Raw genomic sequence first — 21,899 nt, 5'->3', positions numbered from 1 at the left:
GGCACCGAGGGTAGCCGTGCGGAACGCTTCGCGGGTTTTCCACAGGGCGGGGGACAGGTTGGCCAATTGTCGGCGGCGTCTGGTTCGCTTGAGACATGGAGATTCTCTGGGTCCTGATAGCGCTGGTCATGCTCGGCTTCGTGCTGCTCCCCGTTCTGCGGCGCCGGCGTGGCGCCGTCGGTCTGGTCCCGCCCGGCCACCCGGACGCCGCCGACCCCGCGACCTACGGCTTCGCCCGGGAGGAGGAGCTGGACGTCCGCATGCCGGGTCCCGACGAGGACCTGCTGGACGTCCTGGACCTGGTACAGCGCACGCAGGACTATCGGGGGGCGCAGCAGCTCCTCGCCGGTACGGAGGCGGGGAGCGAGCGGCGCTGGCAGCGCGTGCAGGCCTTCGCGGGCGCCGCGTCGCTGGAGCTGCGGCAGCGGCCCGGCGGTGTCGGGGAGACGCCGGGCGGGCAGTGGCTGCGGGTGTGGCGGGCCGAGGCGCCCAAGGACGCGGGCGGCGCGGCGGTGCACGCCGAGTTCCTGGTGCAGCAGGCGTGGCGGACCGCGACGCCGGGCTCGGACGACTTCCGGATCATCATGGAGGAGGCGAGGACGGCCTGCTCGGAGGCGGCGCTGCTAGCCCCCGGCGACCCGGTCCCCTGCATCGTCGAGCTGTCGGTGGCCCGCGGCCTCGGCTATGCGCGCGAGGAGTTCGAACAGCTCTGGCTCAAGATCCTGGACCGCGCCCCCCACCACATGGGCGCGCACCTGGCCGCCCTGCAGTACTGGTGCGAGAAGTGGCACGGCTCCCGCGAACTGGCGTACTCCTTCGCGGAGGCGGCGGCCGCCCGCGCCCCGCGGGGTTCCCTCCTCGCGGCGATGCCCCTGTTCGCGGTCTTCGAGCACCTGCCCGAGGTCAACCTGGTCAGCGGCTTCTACCAGAGCGAGGTCGTCACCAAGGCCGTCCACGGCGCCCTGCACGCGGTCCACTCGGCCGGCCCTGACGACCCCATGCAGGCACACGTCCGTCACCTGCTGATCTTCTTCCTGGTCCGCGGCGAGCGCTGGGCCGAGGCCATGAACCAGCTGATGGTCACGGACGGCCACGTCGGCGCCCTGCCCTGGACCCTGTCCACTGACCCGGCGGGGGAGTTCGCGGTCTACCGCGCGCTCGCGGTGGCGGGTTACGAGGCGAACGGCGGCAGCCCGGCGACGCTGCCGCACTGAGGCTCTCAGCACGAACGGTCCGGCCGGGACCCCGGCCGGACCGCGTCGCGCTGAGCCCTCGGTACGGGCGCGCCCTCAGCCCTCGGTACGGGCGGGCAGCCGCCATCCCGGGCGCGGGAAGTGACAGGTGTACCCGTCCGGGTAGTGCTGCAGGTAGTCCTGGTGCTCGGGCTCGGCCTCCCAGAAGGGGCCGACCGGCTCCACCTCGGTGACGACCTTGCCGGGCCACAGGCCGGAGGCGTCCACGTCCGCGATCGTGTCCTCGGCGACCCGCTTCTGCTCGTCGTCCACGTAGTAGATCGCCGAGCGGTAGCTGAGGCCGATGTCATTGCCCTGGCGGTTCTTGGTGCTCGGATCGTGGATCTGGAAGAAGAACTCCAGGATCGCGCGGTAGTCGGTCACCTCGGGGTCGAAGAGGATCTCGATGGCCTCCGCGTGCGTGCCGTGGTTGCGGTACGTCGCGTTCGGCACGTCACCCCCGGTGTACCCGACCCGGGTCGCGGTCACGCCCGGGAGCCGACGGATCAGCTCCTCCATGCCCCAGAAGCATCCGCCCGCCAGCACGGCCCTCTGCGTCTGCGCAGCCATCGCGGCCCTCCAATGTCTCGGCTCGATCATTCGGACTACCCGGCCCGTACACGACCGGCCCCCAAGCCCACGCTGCTTGCAACACGCGAGACCCCCCGACGATTCCTCTCCCGCCCGACCCGGCCGCCCGGCCCTCCACACCGGGCGACCGCGCCCCGCCACAGTCGCGGCGTGGCCCAGCCATCGGGGGACTCGTACATCAGTGAGCCGGTGCTCTCCGCTTACCAGCGGGCGCCGCGAGACCGCTTGCTCGACGCCCCTGCCGTTCCCGCGCCTGCCCCATGGCGGCCCGTCTTCGAGTACGCGTACGGCGTCCCGGTCGGCGGACTCCTCGGCATCGGCTTCGCATCCCGTCCCGACAGCGGCCACGACCTGGTCATGGTCGTCTCGCGGGGCCGTGGCCCCGCCTGCCCGTCGTGGGTCGTGTCCACCGGCATACCCGTTCAGGGCCACCGACTCCAGCGCACCGGACTCGTCGGCGGCGAACAACAGGGGACTGTCCTTGTACTGGTCGGCCGCCTCTCGTACGAAGCGAGTCGGTCCCGGCCCTGGGTCTCCGCGGCCTGGGCCGCCTGCCAGTCCCGTTCGAAACCGCCCGCTCGCTTCCTCCCGGGCCTGCGCCCGGCGCCCCGCTGTCCAGCCGCCTTGCACCTGGGAGCGCCCGGGGTCGGGCGTGGTCACGGGACAGGCGAGCGGTCCCGGTGCGAAAGGCTGAACCTCTTCGGGACGTATGAGGGAGGATGAGCGGGAGGCCGGAGCCTGATATCCCGAGGCCGGCAGCCTCTGGAGCGCCACGACCCGTGCGGCCGGTTCCGCCGTACGACGGACCGCCTCCGCCTGCTGGTACGCACGGCGGCTCCGGGCGGCTCGCCGCTCACAGGCCCGCGCCTGCTGGGCCTCCCGTCTGCGCTGCCGGGTGTCGGCCTCCAGCTGGCGCTGCATCTCGGCCCGGACTCCGACGTGACCAGTGGTGCGACACATGGGTTGCCACCCCTCCCCCCGGCACTCCGGTCGTCCTCACAACCAGTCGCAGCGGGACGGTTCTCTCCAGCAATCGCTGCCGCTCACATCCACTCGGCACCTCTCGCCGAGAGGTTGTCGTCAGATCGGCCCGCGCAACCCCGCGATCAGCACCCCCACCAGCTGACGCGCGTCGTAACGCGGGTCGGTCTCCGCGCCGATGCAGAGGTTGCCGACGCCGCGCATGAGGGCGATGGCCTGTACGTCGGTGCGGATCTCGCCGGAGGCGGTCGCGGCGGCCAGGAGGTCGGTGCACACGGGGACGAGCCGGTCGAGGAAGTAGGCGTGGAGGGCCTCGAAGCCGGCGTTGTCGGACTGGAGGACCGCGGCGAGGCCGTGCTTGGTGACCAGGAAGTCGACGAACCGGTCGATCCAGCCGGCCAGGGCGGCGTACGGGGTCGGGCTGGTCGCCAGCAGGGCGGGGCCGGCCTCGGCGCAGGCCTCCACCTGATGCCGGTAGACACCGATGATGAGGTCCGCCCGGGTCGGGAAGTGGCGGTAGATGGTGGCCGTTCCGACGCCGGCCTCGGCCGCGATGTCGCGCACGGGGGCCTCGACGCCGGACCGGACGAAGACCGCGGCGGCGGCGTCGAGCAGGGTCTTCTCGTTGCGCCGGGCGTCCGCCCGCTTGGGCCGGGACCCCGCCTGTCCGGTCGCCTCTTCGCCGTCCTTCACCGTGCCGTTCCCTTCGTCGCCGCCGAGCGCGGTTGATAAACGGGACAGCGTTCCGTATCGTTGGCCAAGTAAACGGGACGCGGTTCCGCTTGGCCTTCCATGATGCCAGAGCGTCGAGCCCGCCACCAAGCCATGCCTCGATTGCCCGCAACCCACCCCTGATGGAGGAACGCGTCATGCAGTACCGCACCTTGGGCCGCACCGGTGTGCAGGTCAGCTCGCTCGCGCTCGGCGCCATGAACTTCGGCAGCATCGGGCGCACCACCCAGGACGAGGCCACCGCCATCGTCGACGCCGCCCTGGAGGGCGGGATCAACCTCATCGACACCGCCGACTGGTACGGCGGCGGCGAGTCGGAGGAGCTGGTCGGCAAGGCCATCGCCGGACGCCGCGACGACGTCGTACTGGCCACCAAGGCGAACATGCCGATGAGCGACGAGCCCAACCACCAGGGCTCCTCGCGCCGCTGGCTGGTCACCGAGCTGGACAACAGCCTGCGCCGCCTCGGGGTCGACCACGTCGATCTCTATCAGATCCACCGGTGGGACCCGAAAACGAGCGACGAGGAGACGCTGTCCGCGCTCACCGACCTGCAGCGCGCGGGGAAGATCCGCTACTTCGGCTCCTCGACCTTCCCCGCCTACCGCATCGTCGAGGCCCAGTGGGCCGCCCGCGAACACCGCCTGAGCCGGTACGTCACCGAGCAGCCCAGCTACTCCCTCCTCCAGCGCGGGATCGAGAGCCACGTCCTGCCCGTGACCGAGCGGTACGGGCTCGGCGTGCTGGTGTGGAGCCCACTGGCGTCGGGGTGGCTGTCGGGGGCGGTGCGTGCGGGGCGGGAGGTCGCCACGCACCGGTCGGCGATCCTGCCCGAGCGCTTCGACACCTCACTGCCCGCCAACCGGGCCAGGCTCGACGCCGTCGAGAAGCTGGCCGCGGTGGCCGACGAGGCGGGGCTGACCCTGATCCAGCTGGCGCTCGGCTTCGTGACCGCGCACCCCGCCGTGACCGGCGCGCTCGTCGGCCCCCGGACGGTGGACCACCTGCACGCTCAGCTCGCCGCCGCCGACACCGTGCTCTCCGACGACGTCCTCGACGCGATCGACGCCGTCGTCGCACCCGGTACGGACCTGGCCGCGCACGAGAAGTCCGACGCCACGCCCGCCCTGCTCGACCCGTCGTTGCGACGCCGCCGCCCGGCGGCCCGCTGAGCGGTCGGTGTCCCGGCCTGCCGCCCTCACCTCGCCGTGCCCGCCGAGGCCGTACACGCCGACGACGCGGTCGGGGCCGTACTCGGCGATGGTGTGCACCTGGGCGGCGATCTCCAGCGCCTCGTTCCGGTCGACGCGGACGAAGCCGCGGTGGTCAGAAGGGCCGGGACAACCCGTAAGGTCACCCACCCTCTCCGGCAGGAACTCCGCCCACGTCAGCCGGCCCGCCAGCGCCTCTTCCGGGGGTGGGGTTCTGACCGGAACGCAACGCGCGCCTCGCTTGTCCGGGAATACGCGTCCGGGGAGCGGGCGTGGGTCCGCCCCGCCCGGACGTCCGCCGCGTGCTGTCCGTGGCGGTGCGACCCGGGGCGGGGCGGCCGTGTGACGGGGAGGAGGGAAGAATCCGGAGAATCTCCCCCCGGGAGATCAGATCGTCGCGGTGTCGATCACGAAGCGGTACCACACGTCGCTGGCCAGGACCCGCTCGTAGGCCTCGTTGACCTCGGACGCGGCGATCAGCTCGATCTCGGCGCCGATGCCGTGCTCCGCGCAGAAGTCCAGCATCTCCTGGGTCTCGGCGATACCGCCGATCATGGACCCGGCGAGGGTCTTGTTGCCGCCGATGAGCGAGAACAGGTTCAGGGCGATCGGCTCCTCTGGGGCGCCGACGTTCACGAGGGCGCCGCCGGTCTTGAGCAGGCCGAGGTAGGAGCCGAAGTCCAGCGGCGCGGAGACCGTGGAGAGGATCACGTCGAAGGTGCCCGCCAGGTCCTGGAAGGTCTGCTCGTCGCTGGTCGCGTAGTAGTGCTCCGCGCCCATCTTCAGCCCGTCGTCCTTCTTGCGCAGGGACTGCGAGAGCACGGTGACCTCGGCACCCATCGCGTGCGCGATCTTGACGCCCATGTGGCCGAGACCGCCCAGGCCGATCACGGCGACCTTCTTGCCGGGAGCGGTGCCCCAGTGCTTGAGCGGCGAGTACGTGGTGATGCCCGCGCACAGCAGCGGCGCGGCCACGTCGAGCGACAGCCCGTCGGGGATACGGAGGGTGAAGGCCTCGTCGACGACGACCTTCCGCGCGTAGCCGCCGTAGGTGGGCTCACCGTCGTAACCGACGGCGTTGTAGGTGCCGACGCTGCCCTTGAGGCAGTGCTGCTCCATACCGGCCTTGCAGTTCTCGCACTCGCGGCAGGAGTCGACGAGGCAGCCGACACCGACGCGGTCGCCGACCTTGAACTTGGTGACGCCGGATCCGACGGCCTCGACCACACCGGCGATCTCGTGCCCCGGGACCATCGGGAAGATGGCCTCGCCCCAGCCCTCACGGGCCTGGTGGATGTCGGAGTGGCAGATGCCGGCGAACTTGATGTCGATCAGGACGTCGTGTTCACGTACCTCACGCCGCTCGATGGTGGTGCGCTCCAGCGGAGCCTTGGCGGCGGGTGCTGCGTACGCGGCGACAGTGGTCATGCCGGGTTCTCCGGGATTCTCTTGGCATTGGCTGGGTGATACCTCCACCCTGCCCCCGGCGTGCGAAAGCACCCAGACCACGGTTTTGCGTACGTCCGGCGTGCGTACCACTGACGGGGACAGGCTCGTGTGCGTACGACCGGGAATACGTCCGGCAATACTGGAACCATGGATGGACAGCTGGACCGGCGCGCCGAGCTGAGCGAGTTCCTGCGCACCCGGCGGGCCAGGCTGAAGCCGGAGGACGTGGGACTGCCGTCGTTCGGGCGGCGCCGCCGGGTGCCCGGGCTGCGGCGCGAGGAGCTGGCACAGCTGGCCGGGGTGTCGGTGGCGTACTACACACGTCTTGAGCAGGGCAACGGGCAGAACGTGTCGGCGGAGGTGCTGGACGCGATCGCGCGGGCGCTGCGGCTGACGGACGCGGAGCAGGCGCACCTGACGCACCTGGCGAAGCCGAGGCAGCAGCGCAGGCGGGCGTCCGCGGGGCGGTCCCAGCAGCGGCCGGTGCGGGTGGCGCTGCTCCAGTTGCTGGAGTCGATCGACACCGTGCCCGCGTACGTGACCGGCCGCCGCTCCGAGATCCTCGCCTGGAACCGGATGGCCGCGGCCCTCTTCGGCGACTGGGGCAGGCTGCCGGCCGCCGAGCGGAACTGGGCGCGACTGGTCTTCCTGAACCCGGACTACCGCGAGCTGTTCATCGACTGGGACCAGAAGGCGTACGACATGGTCAGCTTCCTGCGCATGGACGCGGGGCGGCATCCGGACGACCCGCGGCTGTCCGCGTTGGTGGGCGAGCTGTCCGTGAAGAGCGAGGAGTTCCGGCGGCTGTGGGCCACGCACGACGTCAAGGAGAAGAGCTACGGCGTGAAGCGGATGCGGCACCCGCTGGTCGGTGACCTGACCCTGTCCTTCGAGACGTTCCGCCTGGTCGACGACGACGAGCAGGCCTTCGTCACGTAGCACGCGGAGCCCGGCTCACCGTCGGCGGAGGCGCTGCGGCTGCTGGCGAGCTGGGGGACGGACGCGGCGGCTTCACTACCGACGTGAGCGTGGCCGGGGGCGCATGGGCTTCCGAAAAAACGAGAACAAAACGGGGGAAGTGTCATTTGGGTGCTCGAATGAGCGGCTCGATGACAAAAATCGTGTAAGTGTTCACGCTTTTCCGCAAGCCCTCCGTCGCCCCGGCCGTCACGTGCACGGGCCCCGGCTCAGCGCCGCGACGAACGAGGGGCACCCAGGCACGTGCGGTGAGAAGGAGGACCGGGCCATCACCGCACCGCCACCACAGCCCGTACGCTCACCTCGGCCCTGCGTACGGCGGTGCCGTGACGACCTGGGAACCGATCCTGCTCGCCACGCCGAAGGCCGCACCGGAGGTGCGCCGCCTCCCCCGCCACCACGCCTGCGACGTCCGCTCCCTGCGCGAGCGATCTGCTGACAAACGTCGTCGACCACGTCGGCGAGGGCACCTCCGTGACGGTACGAGTCGTCGGCCTGCCCACCGGCCACGTCCGCATCGGGGCCACCGACCCCGACCCACGCACCCCTGCCCCTCCTCGCCCGCCCGGCCGGCCGGTGTCACCGACGAGTCCGGGCGCCGCCTCGTCCTCCCCGACACGCTGCCGCCGCGGTGGGGCGCGGAGCAGCGCGCGGACCGCAAGACGGTCGGGTACGAGCTCGCGGGAGAGCCGCCACCGGGTGACGTTCAGGAACCCGCCGTCCCAGCACTCCGGAGCGGCCGGTGAGGGTCAGGACTGGTCCGGCCGCACCTGCAGCCGCCGAGTCCGCTGCCCGCCGCGCTGGACCCGCGGCAGGCCGCCGCGGTGGCGGAGATCCTCGACGCCCGGTGCGCGGTGCCGATCCACTACGCGCCGGAGCAGCCGGACAAGATCGCGGGCTATGTCGAGGTCTCCGACCCGGAGGCCGAGTTCCGCACGCACGCCGGGCGGCGCGCGCACATACTGACGGTCGGGGAATGGCTGGACCTGGCCTCCTGACCGGAGGCGTCCGCCCGGCCGCTCCCGGGTCGCACGGCCGGATCGCGCGGCCGGGTCAAGCAGCGGATCCATCGCCCGGGAGCGCAGCTTCTCGGGGTCGCGCATCGCCCACAGAGGTGCCGGACGCGGTGGCCCGAGACGCCGAAGTGTCCCTACGCCGGACATGAGACAGCGCCTGCCGCCCCGGTGCGGGGCGGCAGGCGCTGGGCGCGCGGAGGGAGCGGAGGCCGTGGCCGTCAGACCGCCGAACCCGCCTTCCACTGGGCCCAGTCCATGTTCCAGCCGTTGAGGCCGTTGTCCGGGGAGATGGTCTTGTCGCCGGTGTTCTGGACGACGACCACGTCACCGATGATCGAGTTGTTGTAGAACCAGGCGCCCGGCGTGTTCGGGTCGTTGGCTCCCTTGGCGTCGGCCAGGCCCACGCAGCCGTGGCTGGTGTTGACGCTGCCGAAGATGCCCTTGCCCCAGTAGTTGCCGTGGATGAAGGTGCCGGAGGTGCTCAGGCGCATGGCGTGCGGCACGTCCTTGATGTCGTACTCGCCCTTGCCGTCGTCGTCGGTGAAGCCGACCGTCGAGCCGTCCATCCGGGTCTCCTTGAACTTCTCGGAGATCACCATCTGGCCTTCGTAGGTCTTGTTGTCGGGGGAACCGGCGGAGATCGGGATGGTCTTGATCGTCTTGCCGTCCTGCGTGACCTTCATCTGCTTGGTCTTCGCGTCGACGTAGGAGACCTGGTTGCGACCGATCTTGAAGGTGACCGACTTCTGCTGGACGCCGTAGACGCCGTCGGCGCCCTCGACCCCGTCGAGCGCCAGCTTGAGGGTGACGGTGGAGCCCTCCTGCCAGTACTTCTCCGGGCGGCAGTCCATGCGCTGGGTGCTGAACCAGTGGCAGGCGACCTCCTGGCCGCTGCTGGTGTTGACCGTGATGCCCTTCTGGACGGCGGCCTTGTCGGTGATCTGCTTGTCGAAGTTGATCGACACGGGCATCCCGACACCGACGGTCTTGCCGTCGTCCGGGGTGAAGGTGCCGATGAAGCTGTTCTCCGGGGAGACCGTGGTGAACGACGCGTTCTCGTGGGCGGCACGGCCCTCGGAATCCTGCGCGGTCGCCGCGATCCGGTACTTCGTGGCCCGCTCCAGCTGACCGCTGGGCTTCCAGCTGGTCTTGTCGGCGGATATCTCGCCACTGACCGCGGTGCCGTCGGAGGCGGTCATCTTCACCTCGGTGAGCGTGCCCTTGCTCACGGTGACACCGGCGGAGTTGTTGATGGAGGCGTTGTCCGAGCCGCCCTTGGGAGTGATCTTGATCTGGGCCTCGGACGTCTTCTTGGCCGCCGCCTCGTCGACCTCGGCCTGCGAGGTCTTGTCCCCACCCCCGGAGGTGTCGGCGTCGCCGCTGGAACATGCCGAGAGCACCAGCACACCGCCGAGCAGTGCGGATGCGGCTGCCAGACTCTTGCGCCGCTTACCGTCCGTCATCACACGCTTCTCCATCGTTGCCGATTCCCGAAACCCCGAGATACCCCGTCAATAACCTTCAACGCTACGACCGGTTCGTCCCGTTCCACATCACCCAAGGGTGTGGGGCGCACCACGTTCGCCGCCGGAGGCGGGGGCGGCGCGGGGAGGCATCGGTCGGCGCGTCCCGTGAGACGACGAAACCCCGGGCGGCGGTTGCCGTCCGGGGCCGGGAATTTTCCCGCACCGCGTCAGCCGACCGTCATTTCATCGTCTTCCGGGTCGTTCTCGTCGCCATCATCCCCGTCGAGATCCCACTCGGGAGAGTCGGGGTCGTACTCGACCTGCTCACTGCTCCAGGAGGCCTGCTGGAGCTCCACCCCGGGTACCGCGCTGACCAGGTCGAACGGGTCCACGAGATGAGCCAGGGCCTCGGCGGTGTCCTCCGTCACAGCGCGCTCGGAGTCGGCCCGTTCCCCGTCGGACAGGTCGACGTCGTCGGCGAGGGCCTGCAGCGCGGCGCCGGTGACGGCCTCCTCGTCGTCGATCTGGAGGACGAGCTCGACGCGAATACGTACAAACCGTGATGTCTCTGGAGTGCTCATGCCCGGAGCGTAAGGCCGACCGCTCCCGTCACTTTCCTGTGACCCGCGCCTTTCACTAACATCTGCCCACACGGCCAATTCGCCAGCGCCACAAGGGGATCGATATTCCGTGTCATCCGCTCGCCGTTCGTTGCTGACCGCCGCCTCCGCGGGCGGCCTGCTGTGTGCCCTGTGGTTCGTCCCGTCGGCGAACGCGACACCCGAGACACCGGTGCTCGAGTCCGCGACCGCGGCCCCGTCTCCGCAGGTCACGGCACAGGCCAGAGCCGCGTCCACGGACACCGACACCGATACGGCGGCGTCCGGCGCGGGCCCGACCCGCCTGGCCGACACGGGCAGCTTCGACAGCACGCCGTACGTCGTCGGCGGCGCCCTCTGCCTCGGCCTCGGCGCCGGCTTCGTGGGCTACTCGGTACGCCGGGAACGCCTCGGCTTCTGAGAGAACTCGGCGCTCTTCTGGCTCTCTTGACCACCAGGTCTTCTTGACCGCCGGGTCTTCCTGACCACCAGGTCTTCATGACCGCTGGGTCTTGTTGACCTGACCGCCGGGTCTTGTTGACTTGACCGCCAGGCCTTCATGACCTGACCGCCGGGTCTTCATGACCGCTGGAAGGTCCTGCCGACCGCCCAAGGGGACACGAGGGGCCCTGCCGTACCGCCGGGGCCCCTCGAAGACCGCGTCCGGGCTAGCGCAGCGGACCCGTGACCGCCTCCGCCGCCGCCACCAGGTGCCCGGCGCGCACGAACGCGTCCGCCGCGGCGAGGTCGGGGGCCAGGAACCGGTCCGGTCCCGGGCCCTGGACACCGGCCGCCCGCACGGCGTCGATGACGGCCCGCGAGGCCGGGGCAGGGGTGAGGCCCTCGCGGAGCTGGATCGCACGCGTGGCGGCGTACAGCTCGACGGCGATCACGCGGGTGAGGTTGTCGACGGCCGTGCGCAGCTTGCGCGCCGCCGACCAGCCCATCGACACGTGGTCCTCCTGCATCGCGGAGGACGGGATCGAGTCGGCGGAGGCCGGTACGGCAAGCCGCTTCAACTCGCCGACCAGCGCGGCCTGCGTGTACTGGGCGATCATCAGGCCGGAGTCCACGCCCGCGTCGTCGGCGAGGAACGGCGGCAGGCCGTGGCTGCGGTTCTTGTCGAGCAGCCGGTCGGTGCGCCGCTCGGCGATGGAGCCCAGGTCGGCGACGGCGACGGCGAGGAAGTCAAGGACGTAGGCGACCGGGGCGCCGTGGAAGTTGCCGTTGGACTCCACGCGGCCGTCGGGCAGCACGACCGGGTTGTCCACGGCCGCGGCCAGTTCGCGCTCGGCGACGAGGCGGGCGTGGGCCATGGTGTCGCGCCCGGCGCCCGCGACCTGCGGGGCGCAGCGCACCGAGTAGGCGTCCTGGACACGGGGGGCGTCGTCCTGGTGGTGCCCGGTCAGGCCCGAGCCGTCGAGCACGGCGAGCATGTTGGCGGCGCTGGCGGCCTGCCCGGGGTGCGGGCGGATGGCGTGCAGCTCGGGAGCGAGCACCTTGTCGGTGCCGAGCAGGGCCTCCATCGTCAGCGCGGCGGTGATGTCGGCGGACTTGTAGAGGGTGTCGAGGTCGGCGAGGGCCATGACCAGCATGCCGAGCATGCCGTCGGTGCCGTTGAGAAGGGCGAGGCCCTCCTTCTCGCGCAGCTCGACCGGGGCGATCCCGTACTCGGCGAGCAGCTCACCGGCCGGCCGTACGGTGCCGTCGGGGCCCTCGGCGTCGCCCTCGCCCATGAGAGTCAGCGCGCAGTGCGACAGCGGGGCGAGGTCGCCGGAGCAGCCCAGCGAGCCGTACTCGTGCACGACCGGGGTGATCCGGGCGTTGAGCACGTCGGCCATGGCCTGCGCGACCTCGGGGCGGACGCCGGTGCGCCCGGAACAGACGGTCTTCAGCCGCAGGAACATCAGCGCGCGGACCACCTCGCGCTCGACACGCGGGCCCATCCCGGCGGCGTGCGAGCGGACGATGTTGCGCTGCAACTGAGCCCGCAGGTCCGGACTGATGTGCCGGCTCGCCAGGGCGCCGAAGCCGGTGCTCACGCCGTACACGGGGTCCGGCTTGGCGGCCAGCGCGTCCACGATGCCGCGGGCCGCCGCGAGGGCGGCGACCGCGTCGTCCGAGAGTTCGATCCGGGCGCCGTCCCGCGCCACGGCGAGGACGTCGGACGCGGTGGCCCCGGACGTCCCCACCACCACAGTGTGCATATCCATATTCAGGAGCGTACGCAGTGAATTCGATGATGTCACGAGGGGTGCGTCACCGGATACGTCACTGCCGGACACCCGCTGTGCCCCTTACCGCACACCCGTGTCAGCGGCTACGGCGAATGCCGCCCGCGGAACCGTCTGCGCTCCCCGTCCTCCTCCCGGGAGGGCTCGTCCGCGAGCCGCACGACGGGGTCGTCGGGCCCCTCCCGGCCTGCGACGACCGGCCCGGCCGTGCGTTCGGCCTTGGCGCGGTACTGAGCGGCGTCGGCCAGCCGGAACAGCCGGCGGGCCGACCGGACGGGCCCCACGGGGTCCGCCGTGGACGCGACCCCGCAGGCCACGCCGTCACCCAGCTCCAGTTCGGCCGCCCGGCGGCACAGCTCCTCGGCCGCCTTGACCACCGCGTCGGCGGGCGGCCCGACCGCCAGCAGACAGAACTCGTCCCCGCCGAGCCGCGCCGCCAGTGCCCCCGGCAGCATCGCCCCGCACAGCGACAGCACCGACCCGAACCGTTCGAGGAGCCGGTCCCCGACGGCGTGACCGTGCGTGTCGTTCACCCGCTTGAGGCCGTTCAGATCGCAGACGACCAGGCTGACGACGACATGCTCCTCGCGGTGCCGCTCGACCGCCTCGTCCAGCGCGGAGTCGACGGCGCGGCGGTTGGCCAGCCCCGTGAGCGCGTCGGTGTACGCGAGGCGGCGGACCTCCTCCAGCCGCTCGCTCTGCGCGATCCCGGCGGCGACGACCGAGGCCAGTACGGTGGCGAAGTCGGCGTCCGCCCGCTCGAAGACCCGCTCCCCCACCGGGCGGGCCACGTACAGCTCGCCCCAGGCGCGGCCGTGCAGCACGATCGGGGCGACCACACAGCAGCCGCGCCCCCGGCGGCGCAGGGCCGCGACGCGCTGGTGGACGTACCCGGGATGCCCGGCTGCGGGCCCCTCGGCCGTCTCGACCCAGGCGTCGGGCTCACCGCCACCGGCCCAGCGCTCGTGCAGGAACTCGGTGATCTCCGCGAACTGGTGCACGGGGTAGGACTCGTCCTCCGGGAACTCCTCCTCGCCCTCGGCCCGCCGGCCGACGTTCACCAGGACCCGGAGCCGGCCCAGCTCGCGCTCCCACACCGACAGCGCGGCGAAGCTCCCGCCCAGCGCCAGGCACCCGCCGACGGCCGCCGCCCGCCACGCCTCACGCGCGCTGTGCGCGGCGGCCATGCCCTGCGCCAGCGCCACCACGGCCGCGAGCCGCCTGTCGTCACCCATCACTCCAGGCTAGGGAGATTTACGAAGAAACGTTACTCAAAGGGGTCGAACCGGGCGAGTGTCGGGGGCGGCGGCCGCGATCCCCCACCGGCGGGCCGACGACGGACGGCGGCACGCGACCAGGCACGCTCGCCCGGACACCTCGCCCGCCCGGACACCCCAGCCACCAGGGCACCCCCGCTCGTCCGAGCACCCCGCTCGCCCTGCCCCACCCCGGCGCCTCACCCACCCGGCCATCCCACGCACCCCGACACCTCACCTACCCGGGCGCCCCCACACACCCCGTCACCTCACCCACCCCGACACCCCCACACACCCCGTCACCTCACCCACCCCGACGCCTCACTCGTCCGGCCCTCCCGCCCGCCTACACACCTGACTCCCCCCGGATCACGACCCGGCCGCGCACCTCACTCGCCCGGCCACCGCGGCGCCCGCTTCTCGTTGAACGCCGCCACCCCCTCCGCCCGGTCCCCCGAGAAGGCCACCGACCGCCACGCCGCGTCCTCCACCTCGAGACCGGCCCGCAGATCCAGCCCGTGCCCGAGCCGCAGCGCCCGCTTGGCCGCTCGCAGGCCCACCGGGGAGTTCGCGGCCATCCGGGAGGCGAGGTCCAGGGCCTCCTCCCGGTCCCGCCCCTCCTCCACCAGCTGATCAACGAGCCCCAGCTCGCGTGCCTCCTCGGCCGCCACCCGCCGCGCCGTGAACACCAGCTCGGCCGCTCGGGCCGCCCCCACCCGGCGCGGCAGCAGCTGCGTACCGCCGCCGCCCGGAATCACCCCCACCGACACCTCCGGCAGGCCCACCACCGCCGTCGGGTCGGCCACGATCACGTCGCACGACAGCGCCAGTTCGAACCCGCCGCCCAGTGCGAACCCGTGCACGGCCACGACCGTCGGCACGGGCAGCTCCAGCACCGCGGTGTACGCGCCACGCGCCACCGGCCGCTGGCGCAGCAGATCGGCGTCGGAGAAGGAGTTGCGCTCCTTCAGGTCGGCCCCGACGCAGAAGGCCCGCTCGTGGGTCGAGGTCAGCACCACCACCCGTACGCTCCGGTCCTCGCCGAGCGCCGCGCACGCCGCGCTCAGGGACCGGGCCATCGCGGTCGAGACGGCGTTCATGGCCTTCGGCCGGTCGAGCGCGAGCTCCGCGACATGTCCGTCTCCGTGCCGCCGCACCAGGACGAACTCTCCGAACCGCTCCTCGCTCATGACACCCTCCGGTTAACGCGTGTTAACAAGTAGACCGTCCGATCATCGCAGGCGGGCCCGCCCGGGGGAAGACCGGACGCGCCCGCCCCCGCTCCCACTCCGCTTACCCGTTCGAGTGACATCCGGCCGACCGCCCCACTCCGGCCGACGGCAGCCCATAGCCTCGCTCCGCCACGGCGCAGCGGGGGCGCGTGCGCACCGGGGAGGGATCATGACGACGACCGGCACACCTACGAAGCCGCAGCACCAGTGGGGGCGCCGCGGCCGACACCGCAGGCCCCGCCCCCACCCCCGCCCCCGCCCCCGCAAGGCACTGCTGGCCGTCGGCGGCCTCGCCCTGGCGGCCGGCGCCCTGAGCCTCGTACGCCTGCTGCCCGAGCCCGGCGGTGCCGTGGGCGGTCTGGACGCCGGGGCGGGGCCGCGCGTGGACGGCGGCGGCCGGGACGCGGCCAGGGACCGGGCGACGTCACCTGCCGGCGAGGGCACCGGCGGGCCGTCCGGAGCGAGCCCGGCGGCGACGTCCGCCATGGGCGGCCTGAGCGGCTCCCCGCGACCGGGCCTCATACCCGGCCTCGCACCTGGCCCGTCCGCGAGCGGCCCGTCGAATCCGCTCCCCGCGGCCACGACGGTGCCGGACTCCGCGAACACCCCCGACGGGCGGAGGGCAGAGGAAACGGAAGGGAAAGGGGGTAGCGGCGACCGCGCACCGGCACCGCACACTGCGCAGCCGTCGCGGTCCGAGCAGCCCGTGCCACACCCCGCGCCGCATCCCGCGACGTCCCCACCACGGGACCGCAGCACGCCACCGACGTCCGTCCCGGCGCCGGAACCCGACGATCCGGGCCTGTGCGTACCGATCATCGGCCTGTGCGTGGACCTGCTCGACGGCTGACGGCCCTACGCCCGAAGACTCCCGGCTGGCGACTGCCGGCTGACGCCCGACGGCTGGCGACTACCGGCTGCCGCCCGACGGCTGACGGCCGGCACTCGACGGCCGACGCCCTACGACTCCCCGCCGCCGTCGCCCCGGCGCGTGAGCAGCCACGGCTCGACCACGCCGAGACCGCGCACCGGACGCTGCCACATCGGCTGGAGCGCGAAGCGGTACGCCGGCGGCTCCTCGCCCTCCTTCTCCGCGGCCGCCGCCTCCTCGGCCGCCGCCGCCTCCGAGGCAGGGGCGTCGCGGGTGCGGATCAGTTCCTCCGCGAAGGCGGTGTCGACGAGGACGGCGTCCTTGGGGGCTATCGAGGTGAGCCGGGAGGCCAGGTTGACGGTCGTGCCGAAGACATCGCCCATCCGGGTGGTGACCGTGCCGAAGGCGATGCCGACCCGCAGTTCGGGCATCGTCTCGTCGTTGGCCATCGTCTCGATGAGGCGCAGGGCGATCTCGGCGGCCGTACCGGCGTCGTCGGCGGCGTAGAGCACCTCGTCGCCGAGGGTCTTGACGAGCCGCCCGCCACGCGCGGCCACCAGGTCGGCGGAGGTGGTCTCGAAGGCCTCGACCAGCTCGCCGAGCTCCTCCTCCTCCATCCGGCGGGTCAGCCGGGTGAAGCCGACCAGGTCCGCGAAGCCCACCGCGAGCCGCCGGTCCACCATCTCCTCGTCGTCCCCGGCCTGGATGACCCGCCCGGCCGAGGCCGCGAGCTGGCGCCGCCAGACGTAGACGAGGAACTCCTGCAGCTCGGGAAGGAGCAGCTCGACGATGGGGTACGTCACCTCGGTGCGTGTCATCCCCGGCTCCGGGGGCTCGGTCAGGCCCTCCAGGAAGGAGTCGATCTGCCACTCGGCCAACCGGGCGGTGGTCTGCCCCGTGGACCGGGCGACCTGGACGGCCATCGCCTCGCTGAGCAGCCCCGCCTCCACCAGACCGGCCAGTCGGCGCAGGGCGAGGACGTCGGCCTCGGTGAGCGCCTTGGCCTGGCCGATGTCGGCGAAGCCCATGGCCCGCCAGAAACGGGAGGCCAGTTCCATGGAGACGCCCGCGCTGCGGGCGGCCTGGAAGGGGGTGTAGCGGCGCTCGGCGCCCAGGATGAGCCCTTCGAGGCGCAGCGCAAGCGGGTCCTCGCCGGGGTCGGCGGAGTCCGGGGCGGGCTCGGGGTCCACCCGGCCGTCCCCGTCCGCGCCGGAGCCGGTGTCGTCGACGGTCACGCCTGCTGCCTTTCCGATCTGCCGCGGTCAGGTTCGACCGGCCCCAACTTTACGTCAGGTGTGCCCCAGCTCACTCCCGATCGGGCGGTACCGCGACGCCGGGCCGCGCTGCCGCCCCCGGGCCCGGCGGAGGGTCCGCCGTCACGCCGGCCGCAGGTGCACGATGTCCCCCGCCCCCACCGGCTCCTGCACCCCCGCGTCCGTGGCCAGCACCAGCCGGCCGTCTCCGTCCACGGCCACCGCCTCCCCCACGAGCGAGCGGTCTCCCGGAAGCTCCGCCCGCACCATGCGCCCGAGCGTCGCGCACCCCGCCGCGTACGTCTCCTGGAGCCCGCTGGTCGCCGGGTCGCCGCCGGCCGTCCGCCACCGCCCGTACCAGTCCTCCAGCGACCGCAGCACCCCGCGCAGCAACGGATCGCGGTCGGTGCTGACGGCCCCGGCCAGTGCCAGCGACCCGGCCCGCGGGACCGGCAGCTCGTCCGCCCGGAGACTGACGTTGATGCCGACGCCGATGACGACGCCGTCGTCGCCTGCCCGCTCGGCCAGGATGCCGCCCGCCTTGCGCTCCTCGCCGCCGACGGTCACCAGCAGGTCGTTGGGCCACTTCAGGGCGGTGTCGACCCCCGCCGCCCGGGACAGCCCGGTCGCCACGGCGACGCCGGTGAGCAGCGGCAGCCAGCCCCAGCGGGTCACGGGTACCCCGGCGGGCCGCAGCAGTACGGAGAAGAAGAGCCCGGAGCGGGCCGGTGCCGTCCACTGCCGGTCCAGCCGCCCCCGCGCGGCGCTCTGCTCCTCGGCGACGAGGACCACCCCCTCCGCCAGGTCCCCCTCCGCGGCCCGGGCCACGAGGTCGGAGTTGGTGGAGCCGGTGTGCTGCACCACGTCCACCTGCCGCCACAGCCCCTCCTCCCGTACCAGGCCCCGGCGCAGTGCCGTGCTGTTGAGAGGCGGCCGGCCCAGGTCGGACCAGCGGCCGTTCGGGGAGTCGGAGGAGTCTCGGGGCGTCATGCAACCCACACTAGGTGTGGGAAAGACCGCACTGCCGAACGGAAGGCCCCCTACTACTCTACGAACGAGTAACCGTCCCCCCTTTTGAGCAGGCAGGGAGCCGCATCCCGATGTCCGAGCCGGAAGAGCAGCAGCCCGACATCCACACGACCGCGGGCAAGCTCGCGGATCTCAGGCGCCGTATCGAGGAAGCGACGCACGCCGGTTCCGCACGCGCCGTCGAGAAGCAGCACGCCAAGGGCAAGCTGACGGCTCGTGAACGCATCGACCTCCTCCTCGACGAGGGTTCCTTCGTCGAGCTGGACGAGTTCGCCCGGCACCGCTCCACCAACTTCGGCCTCGACGCCAACCGCCCCTACGGCGACGGCGTCGTCACCGGCTACGGCACCGTCGACGGACGCCCCGTGGCCGTCTTCTCCCAGGACTTCACGGTCTTCGGCGGCGCGCTCGGCGAGGTCTACGGCCAGAAGATCGTCAAGGTCATGGACTTCGCGCTGAAGACCGGCTGCCCGGTCGTCGGCATCAACGACTCCGGCGGCGCGCGCATCCAGGAGGGCGTGGCCTCGCTGGGCGCCTACGGCGAGATCTTCCGCCGCAACACCCACGCCTCCGGTGTCGTCCCGCAGATCAGCCTGGTCGTCGGCCCGTGCGCGGGCGGCGCGGTCTACTCCCCCGCGATCACCGACTTCACGGTCATGGTCGACCAGACCAGCCACATGTTCATCACCGGCCCCGACGTCATCAAGACGGTCACCGGAGAGGACGTCGGCTTCGAGGAGCTGGGCGGCGCCCGCACCCACAACTCCGCCTCGGGCGTCGCCCACCACATGGCGGGCGACGAGAAGGACGCCGTCGAGTACGTCAAGCAGCTGCTGTCGTATCTGCCGTCCAACAACCTCTCGGAGCCGCCCGCCTTCCCGGAGGAGGCGGACCTCGCCGTCACCGACGAGGACGCCGAGCTGGACACGATCGTGCCGGACTCGGCGAACCAGCCGTACGACATGCACTCCGTCATCGAGCACGTCCTGGACGACGCCGAGTTCTTCGAGACCCAGGCGCTGTTCGCGCCGAACATCCTGACCGGCTTCGGCCGCGTCGAGGGCCGCCCCGTGGGCATCGTCGCCAACCAGCCGATGCAGTTCGCGGGCTGCCTGGACATCACGGCCTCCGAGAAGGCGGCCCGCTTCGTGCGCACCTGCGACGCCTTCAACGTGCCCGTGCTGACCTTCGTGGACGTCCCCGGCTTCCTGCCCGGCGTCGACCAGGAGCACGACGGCATCATCCGGCGCGGCGCCAAGCTGATCTTCGCCTACGCGGAGGCGACGGTCCCGCTCATCACGGTCATCACCCGCAAGGCCTTCGGCGGCGCCTACGACGTCATGGGCTCCAAGCACCTGGGTGCCGATCTCAACCTCGCCTGGCCGACCGCCCAGATCGCCGTCATGGGCGCCCAGGGCGCCGTCAACATCCTGCACCGCCGCACCATCGCGGAGGCCGGTGACGACGCCGAGGCCACCCGCGCCCGCCTGATGCAGGAGTACGAGGACGCCCTCCTCAACCCCTACACGGCCGCGGAGCGCGGCTACGTCGACGCGGTGATCATGCCGTCCGACACCCGCCGCCACATCGTCCGCGGGCTGCGCCAGCTGCGTACCAAGCGGGAGTCCCTGCCCCCGAAGAAGCACGGCAACATCCCCCTCTGATCCCCCCCGGAAGGAGCCGCTGTGATCAAGGTCGTACGGGGCAACCCCACCCCGGAGGAACTGGCCGCCGCCCTGGCAGTGGTCCGAGCCCGCGCCGCGGTGACGGAAGCCGAGGCACCGGCAGCCCAGGGTCCACGCGACGCCTGGTCCGACCCGTCCCGCCTCGCAGCCCGGCGCATGCCCCACCCGGGCCCGGCTTCATGGGGCCGTACGTACTGGCCGGGCTGAGGCCGGCCGGCCCAGGGGCGCGGCGAACCGCGCGCAGAGGCGGAAGAGGAACGCCGCGCCCCGAATGAGTACCCGTACTCAAGCGCCCCCGACGGGCAGGCCCCACGCTGGTGGCATGCTGTGGTCCGACCCCGAGAACGAGCCGCCCAAGGAACTGCGCGACGTGCAGGACATGCTGCGGCGGCTCAGCGTCTTCCTGGCACTGGCCATGGTCCTCGCGATGATCGTGCTCGGTCTGCACTGAGCGGCCGCCGGGCCCTCACCCCGCCGATACCCTGAATCCATGACCGACCAGCAGCAGCCCCGCCGCCGACTCGTCCTCGCCTCCCAGTCCCCGGCCCGGCTCGGCCTGCTGCGCCAGGCCGGGCTCGCCCCCGAGGTGCTCGTGAGCGGCGTCGACGAGGAGGCCGTCACCGCGCCCACCCCCGCCGAGCTGGCCCTCGCCCTGGCCGAGGCCAAGGCCTCCGTGGTGGCCGCGAAGCCCGAGGTGCACGGCGCCCTGGTGATCGGCTGCGACTCGGTGCTCGACCTGGACGGCCAGGCCCTGGGCAAGCCGGCGGACGCCGAGGAGGCCACCGCCCGCTGGAAGGCGATGCGCGGCCGGGCGGGCACGCTGCAGACCGGCCACTGCGTCTGGGACACGGCCTCCGGGCGCCACGTCTCGGCGACCGCGTCCACCGTCGTCCGCTTCGGCGAGCCGACCGACGACGAGATCGCCGCCTACGTGGCCTCCGGCGAGCCCCTGTACGTCGCCGGGGCCTTCACCCTGGACGGCCGCTCGGCGCCGTTCATCGACGGCATCGAGGGCGACCACGGGAACGTCATCGGCCTCAGCCTGCCCCTGCTGCGGCGTCTCCTCGCCGGGCTGGGAACCGGCATCACGGAGTTGTGGGCGCCGGTGACGGGCTGACCGGGGAGCCGCCGTCGCCGACCGGGGAGCCGCCGTCGCCGGCCGGGGAGCCGTCGCCCTTGCCGTCCCCGGGCCGCTGCCCGGGCGCGGGCCGCTCGCGGGCGTCGTAGGTCGTCAGCAGCAGCACGATGAGAGCCAGTACGACGACCATGAAGAGGAAGGCGCCGGGGCCCACCAGTCCCCAGGTGAAGGCGCCGAGCAGCCCGTGCACCACGGCGGCGCTGATCAGCAGGATCCGGCCGAGCCCCGCGGGCGCGCGGTCGCGCAGCGCCACGAGCAGGGCGACCAGGGCGCACAGCGCGAAGTACAGCCCGAAGACGACCCCGCCGATCTTCGAGGACACGGACATGGTGTCCGGGTCGAGACCGGCCAGGGACATGTCCTGACGGTCGACGACGATCCCCAGGAACCAGTTCAGCGCCGCGACGCCGACCGCCTCCCCGAAGAGCACGACCGCCACGGTCCACGCCACCGGCCTGCGCACTGACACCGGTCCCCACCCACTTTCGACCGCTGCCGCGCGGGACAGCTGTTACCCCAAGTACGTTCGAGACAACGAGAACGCTACTAACGGGTAAACCTCGCCACAAGAGGTCTGCCGCGAGCAAAGAATCATTGGGCCATTAGTAGGGACTCCACAAAGAAACGGAGTGGCCCGCAGCACGCTCTTACAGAGACCTTGACCACACAGGAGGGCTAGGGTTAGCCGGAGGAGCCCTGCGTAGCGCGGTACTACAAGGGCTTTCGCGGGTCGAGCGAGCCTCGCATCACGCTCCGTGTGGGCAAGCTCACCATTGGGGACGGGTCGAAGTGCCGTGTCGGCAGTCCCTAAACTCGGCTTGTTTCAAGGAGGGAGCCTCAATCGTGCGCAAGGTGCTCATCGCCAATCGTGGCGAAATCGCTGTCCGCGTGGCCCGGGCCTGCCGGGACGCCGGGATCGCGAGCGTGGCCGTCTACGCGGACCCGG

At 72.1% G+C, this 21,899-nt stretch carries 20 protein-coding genes and 2 pseudogenes; 11 read left to right on the top strand and 11 right to left on the bottom strand.

Going from position 1 to position 21,899, the window contains the following annotated elements; all coding sequences use genetic code 11:
* Positions 1-95: 95 nt before the first annotated feature.
* On the top strand, positions 96-1,214 hold the full coding sequence (locus tag ACGFYH_RS34495; RefSeq protein WP_393807108.1) for a hypothetical protein: 1,119 nt from the start codon (positions 96-98) through the stop codon (positions 1,212-1,214).
* 75 nt (positions 1,215-1,289) lie between these two features.
* Here ACGFYH_RS34495 and msrA read toward each other — a convergent pair whose 3' ends face one another.
* Both msrA and ACGFYH_RS34485 read right to left on the bottom strand, forming a co-directional pair.
* Positions 1,290-1,802, bottom strand: a complete 513-nt coding sequence (gene msrA / locus ACGFYH_RS34490) for a peptide-methionine (S)-S-oxide reductase MsrA (RefSeq protein ID WP_393807107.1) — start codon at positions 1,800-1,802, stop codon at positions 1,290-1,292.
* Positions 1,803-2,903: 1,101 nt separating this feature from the next.
* The gene (locus tag ACGFYH_RS34485; protein WP_393807106.1) at positions 2,904-3,497 is read right to left on the bottom strand and encodes a TetR/AcrR family transcriptional regulator; all 594 of its coding nucleotides are present in this window, start codon (positions 3,495-3,497) and stop codon (positions 2,904-2,906) included.
* Between the two features lie 176 nt (positions 3,498-3,673).
* Between ACGFYH_RS34485 and ACGFYH_RS34480 the strand changes: the two genes are divergently transcribed.
* The gene (locus ACGFYH_RS34480) at positions 3,674-4,708 is read left to right on the top strand and encodes an aldo/keto reductase (RefSeq protein ID WP_393807105.1); all 1,035 of its coding nucleotides are present in this window, start codon (positions 3,674-3,676) and stop codon (positions 4,706-4,708) included.
* 426 nt (positions 4,709-5,134) lie between these two features.
* On the opposite strand, the gene ACGFYH_RS34475 is transcribed toward ACGFYH_RS34480, so the two are convergent.
* Positions 5,135-6,175 (bottom strand): NAD(P)-dependent alcohol dehydrogenase, encoded by a 1,041-nt coding sequence (locus tag ACGFYH_RS34475; protein WP_393807104.1) that lies wholly within the window; start codon positions 6,173-6,175, stop codon positions 5,135-5,137.
* Between the two features lie 168 nt (positions 6,176-6,343).
* Here ACGFYH_RS34475 and ACGFYH_RS34470 point away from each other — a divergent pair.
* Both ACGFYH_RS34470 and ACGFYH_RS34465 read left to right on the top strand, forming a co-directional pair.
* Positions 6,344-7,222 (top strand): annotated as a pseudogene (locus ACGFYH_RS34470) (helix-turn-helix domain-containing protein).
* Positions 7,223-7,935: 713 nt separating this feature from the next.
* Positions 7,936-8,172: pseudogene (locus tag ACGFYH_RS34465) on the top strand (MBL fold metallo-hydrolase); the annotation flags it as partial.
* A gap of 236 nt (positions 8,173-8,408) precedes the next feature.
* On the opposite strand, the gene ACGFYH_RS34460 reads toward ACGFYH_RS34465, so the two are convergent.
* Together ACGFYH_RS34460 and ACGFYH_RS34455 are read right to left on the bottom strand one after the other, a co-directional pair.
* Entirely contained in the window at positions 8,409-9,653 is a 1,245-nt protein-coding gene (locus ACGFYH_RS34460; RefSeq protein WP_393807103.1) for an Ig-like domain-containing protein, read from the bottom strand.
* A 230-nt stretch (positions 9,654-9,883) separates the two neighbouring features.
* Positions 9,884-10,237, bottom strand: a complete 354-nt coding sequence (locus ACGFYH_RS34455) for a hypothetical protein (RefSeq protein WP_393807102.1) — start codon at positions 10,235-10,237, stop codon at positions 9,884-9,886.
* A 109-nt stretch (positions 10,238-10,346) separates the two neighbouring features.
* On the opposite strand from ACGFYH_RS34455, the gene ACGFYH_RS34450 reads away from it, so the two are divergent.
* Positions 10,347-10,676, top strand: a complete 330-nt coding sequence (locus tag ACGFYH_RS34450; protein ID WP_393807101.1) for a hypothetical protein — start codon at positions 10,347-10,349, stop codon at positions 10,674-10,676.
* A gap of 247 nt (positions 10,677-10,923) precedes the next feature.
* Here ACGFYH_RS34450 and hutH read toward each other — a convergent pair whose 3' ends face one another.
* From hutH to ACGFYH_RS34435, 3 genes are all read right to left on the bottom strand, one after another.
* On the bottom strand, positions 10,924-12,462 hold the full coding sequence (gene hutH / locus ACGFYH_RS34445; protein WP_393807114.1) for a histidine ammonia-lyase: 1,539 nt from the start codon (positions 12,460-12,462) through the stop codon (positions 10,924-10,926).
* 113 nt (positions 12,463-12,575) lie between these two features.
* Complete coding sequence (locus ACGFYH_RS34440) at positions 12,576-13,724, bottom strand: diguanylate cyclase domain-containing protein (protein ID WP_393807100.1); 1,149 nt, start codon at positions 13,722-13,724, stop codon at positions 12,576-12,578.
* Positions 13,725-14,134: 410 nt separating this feature from the next.
* The gene (locus ACGFYH_RS34435) at positions 14,135-14,935 is read right to left on the bottom strand and encodes an enoyl-CoA hydratase/isomerase family protein (protein WP_393807099.1); all 801 of its coding nucleotides are present in this window, start codon (positions 14,933-14,935) and stop codon (positions 14,135-14,137) included.
* A gap of 211 nt (positions 14,936-15,146) precedes the next feature.
* On the opposite strand from ACGFYH_RS34435, the gene ACGFYH_RS34430 reads away from it, so the two are divergent.
* Positions 15,147-15,827 carry a hypothetical protein gene (locus ACGFYH_RS34430; RefSeq protein ID WP_393807098.1) on the top strand — a complete coding sequence of 227 codons (681 nt, stop codon included), beginning with the start codon at positions 15,147-15,149 and terminating at the stop codon, positions 15,825-15,827.
* Between the two features lie 110 nt (positions 15,828-15,937).
* Here ACGFYH_RS34430 and ACGFYH_RS34425 read toward each other — a convergent pair whose 3' ends face one another.
* Both ACGFYH_RS34425 and ACGFYH_RS34420 read right to left on the bottom strand, forming a co-directional pair.
* On the bottom strand, positions 15,938-17,083 hold the full coding sequence (locus tag ACGFYH_RS34425) for an adenylate/guanylate cyclase domain-containing protein (RefSeq protein WP_393807097.1): 1,146 nt from the start codon (positions 17,081-17,083) through the stop codon (positions 15,938-15,940).
* Positions 17,084-17,224: 141 nt separating this feature from the next.
* The gene (locus ACGFYH_RS34420; RefSeq protein ID WP_393807096.1) at positions 17,225-18,091 is read right to left on the bottom strand and encodes a biotin--[acetyl-CoA-carboxylase] ligase; all 867 of its coding nucleotides are present in this window, start codon (positions 18,089-18,091) and stop codon (positions 17,225-17,227) included.
* Between the two features lie 110 nt (positions 18,092-18,201).
* Here ACGFYH_RS34420 and ACGFYH_RS34415 point away from each other — a divergent pair, with 110 nt between their 5' ends.
* From ACGFYH_RS34415 to ACGFYH_RS34400, 4 genes are all read left to right on the top strand, one after another.
* Complete coding sequence (locus ACGFYH_RS34415) at positions 18,202-19,794, top strand: acyl-CoA carboxylase subunit beta (RefSeq protein ID WP_393807095.1); 1,593 nt, start codon at positions 18,202-18,204, stop codon at positions 19,792-19,794.
* A gap of 21 nt (positions 19,795-19,815) precedes the next feature.
* On the top strand, positions 19,816-20,022 hold the full coding sequence (locus ACGFYH_RS34410; protein WP_393807094.1) for an acyl-CoA carboxylase subunit epsilon: 207 nt from the start codon (positions 19,816-19,818) through the stop codon (positions 20,020-20,022).
* A 115-nt stretch (positions 20,023-20,137) separates the two neighbouring features.
* Positions 20,138-20,266, top strand: coding sequence for a morphogenic membrane protein MmpB (gene mmpB / locus ACGFYH_RS34405; RefSeq protein ID WP_393807093.1), 129 nt, complete (start codon positions 20,138-20,140; stop codon positions 20,264-20,266).
* A gap of 39 nt (positions 20,267-20,305) precedes the next feature.
* The gene (locus ACGFYH_RS34400; RefSeq protein ID WP_393807092.1) at positions 20,306-20,932 is read left to right on the top strand and encodes a nucleoside triphosphate pyrophosphatase; all 627 of its coding nucleotides are present in this window, start codon (positions 20,306-20,308) and stop codon (positions 20,930-20,932) included.
* Here the strand turns inward: ACGFYH_RS34400 and ACGFYH_RS34395 are convergent.
* Positions 20,901-21,422 carry a hypothetical protein gene (locus tag ACGFYH_RS34395; protein WP_393807091.1) on the bottom strand — a complete coding sequence of 174 codons (522 nt, stop codon included), beginning with the start codon at positions 21,420-21,422 and terminating at the stop codon, positions 20,901-20,903. The genes ACGFYH_RS34400 and ACGFYH_RS34395 overlap by 32 nt on opposite strands.
* Positions 21,423-21,796: 374 nt before the next feature.
* Between ACGFYH_RS34395 and ACGFYH_RS34390 the strand changes: the two genes are divergently transcribed.
* Positions 21,797-21,899, top strand: a 103-nt coding sequence (locus ACGFYH_RS34390; RefSeq protein ID WP_158786612.1) for a biotin carboxylase N-terminal domain-containing protein, incomplete at its 3' end; no start/stop codon positions are given.

The organism is Streptomyces sp. NPDC048392 (genome assembly GCF_043200575.1).
Lineage (GTDB): Bacteria > Actinomycetota > Actinomycetes > Streptomycetales > Streptomycetaceae > Streptomyces.
The sequence above is the reverse complement of the archived record's forward strand: the minus strand, read 5'-3'. Positions and strand labels throughout refer to the sequence as shown.

Excerpts from the sequence above, each read along its gene's own strand:
- ACGFYH_RS34495 (WP_393807108.1), top strand. The coding sequence starts at position 96 with ATGGAGATTCTCTGGGTCCTGATAGCGCTGGTCATGCTCGGCTTCGTG.
- ACGFYH_RS34480 (WP_393807105.1), top strand. The coding sequence starts at position 3,674 with ATGCAGTACCGCACCTTGGGCCGCACCGGTGTGCAGGTCAGCTCGCTC.
- mmpB (WP_393807093.1), top strand. The coding sequence starts at position 20,138 with ATGCTGTGGTCCGACCCCGAGAACGAGCCGCCCAAGGAACTGCGCGAC.
- ACGFYH_RS34420 (WP_393807096.1), bottom strand. The coding sequence starts at position 18,091 with ATGACGCCCCGAGACTCCTCCGACTCCCCGAACGGCCGCTGGTCCGAC.
- ACGFYH_RS34435 (WP_393807099.1), bottom strand. The coding sequence starts at position 14,935 with ATGAGCGAGGAGCGGTTCGGAGAGTTCGTCCTGGTGCGGCGGCACGGA.
- msrA (WP_393807107.1), bottom strand. The coding sequence starts at position 1,802 with ATGGCTGCGCAGACGCAGAGGGCCGTGCTGGCGGGCGGATGCTTCTGG.
- ACGFYH_RS34430 (WP_393807098.1), top strand. The coding sequence starts at position 15,147 with ATGACGACGACCGGCACACCTACGAAGCCGCAGCACCAGTGGGGGCGC.
- ACGFYH_RS34460 (WP_393807103.1), bottom strand. The coding sequence starts at position 9,653 with ATGACGGACGGTAAGCGGCGCAAGAGTCTGGCAGCCGCATCCGCACTG.
- ACGFYH_RS34440 (WP_393807100.1), bottom strand. The coding sequence starts at position 13,724 with ATGGGTGACGACAGGCGGCTCGCGGCCGTGGTGGCGCTGGCGCAGGGC.
- hutH (WP_393807114.1), bottom strand. The coding sequence starts at position 12,462 with ATGCACACTGTGGTGGTGGGGACGTCCGGGGCCACCGCGTCCGACGTC.
- ACGFYH_RS34400 (WP_393807092.1), top strand. The coding sequence starts at position 20,306 with ATGACCGACCAGCAGCAGCCCCGCCGCCGACTCGTCCTCGCCTCCCAG.
- ACGFYH_RS34455 (WP_393807102.1), bottom strand. The coding sequence starts at position 10,237 with ATGAGCACTCCAGAGACATCACGGTTTGTACGTATTCGCGTCGAGCTC.
- ACGFYH_RS34475 (WP_393807104.1), bottom strand. The coding sequence starts at position 6,175 with ATGACCACTGTCGCCGCGTACGCAGCACCCGCCGCCAAGGCTCCGCTG.
- ACGFYH_RS34415 (WP_393807095.1), top strand. The coding sequence starts at position 18,202 with ATGTCCGAGCCGGAAGAGCAGCAGCCCGACATCCACACGACCGCGGGC.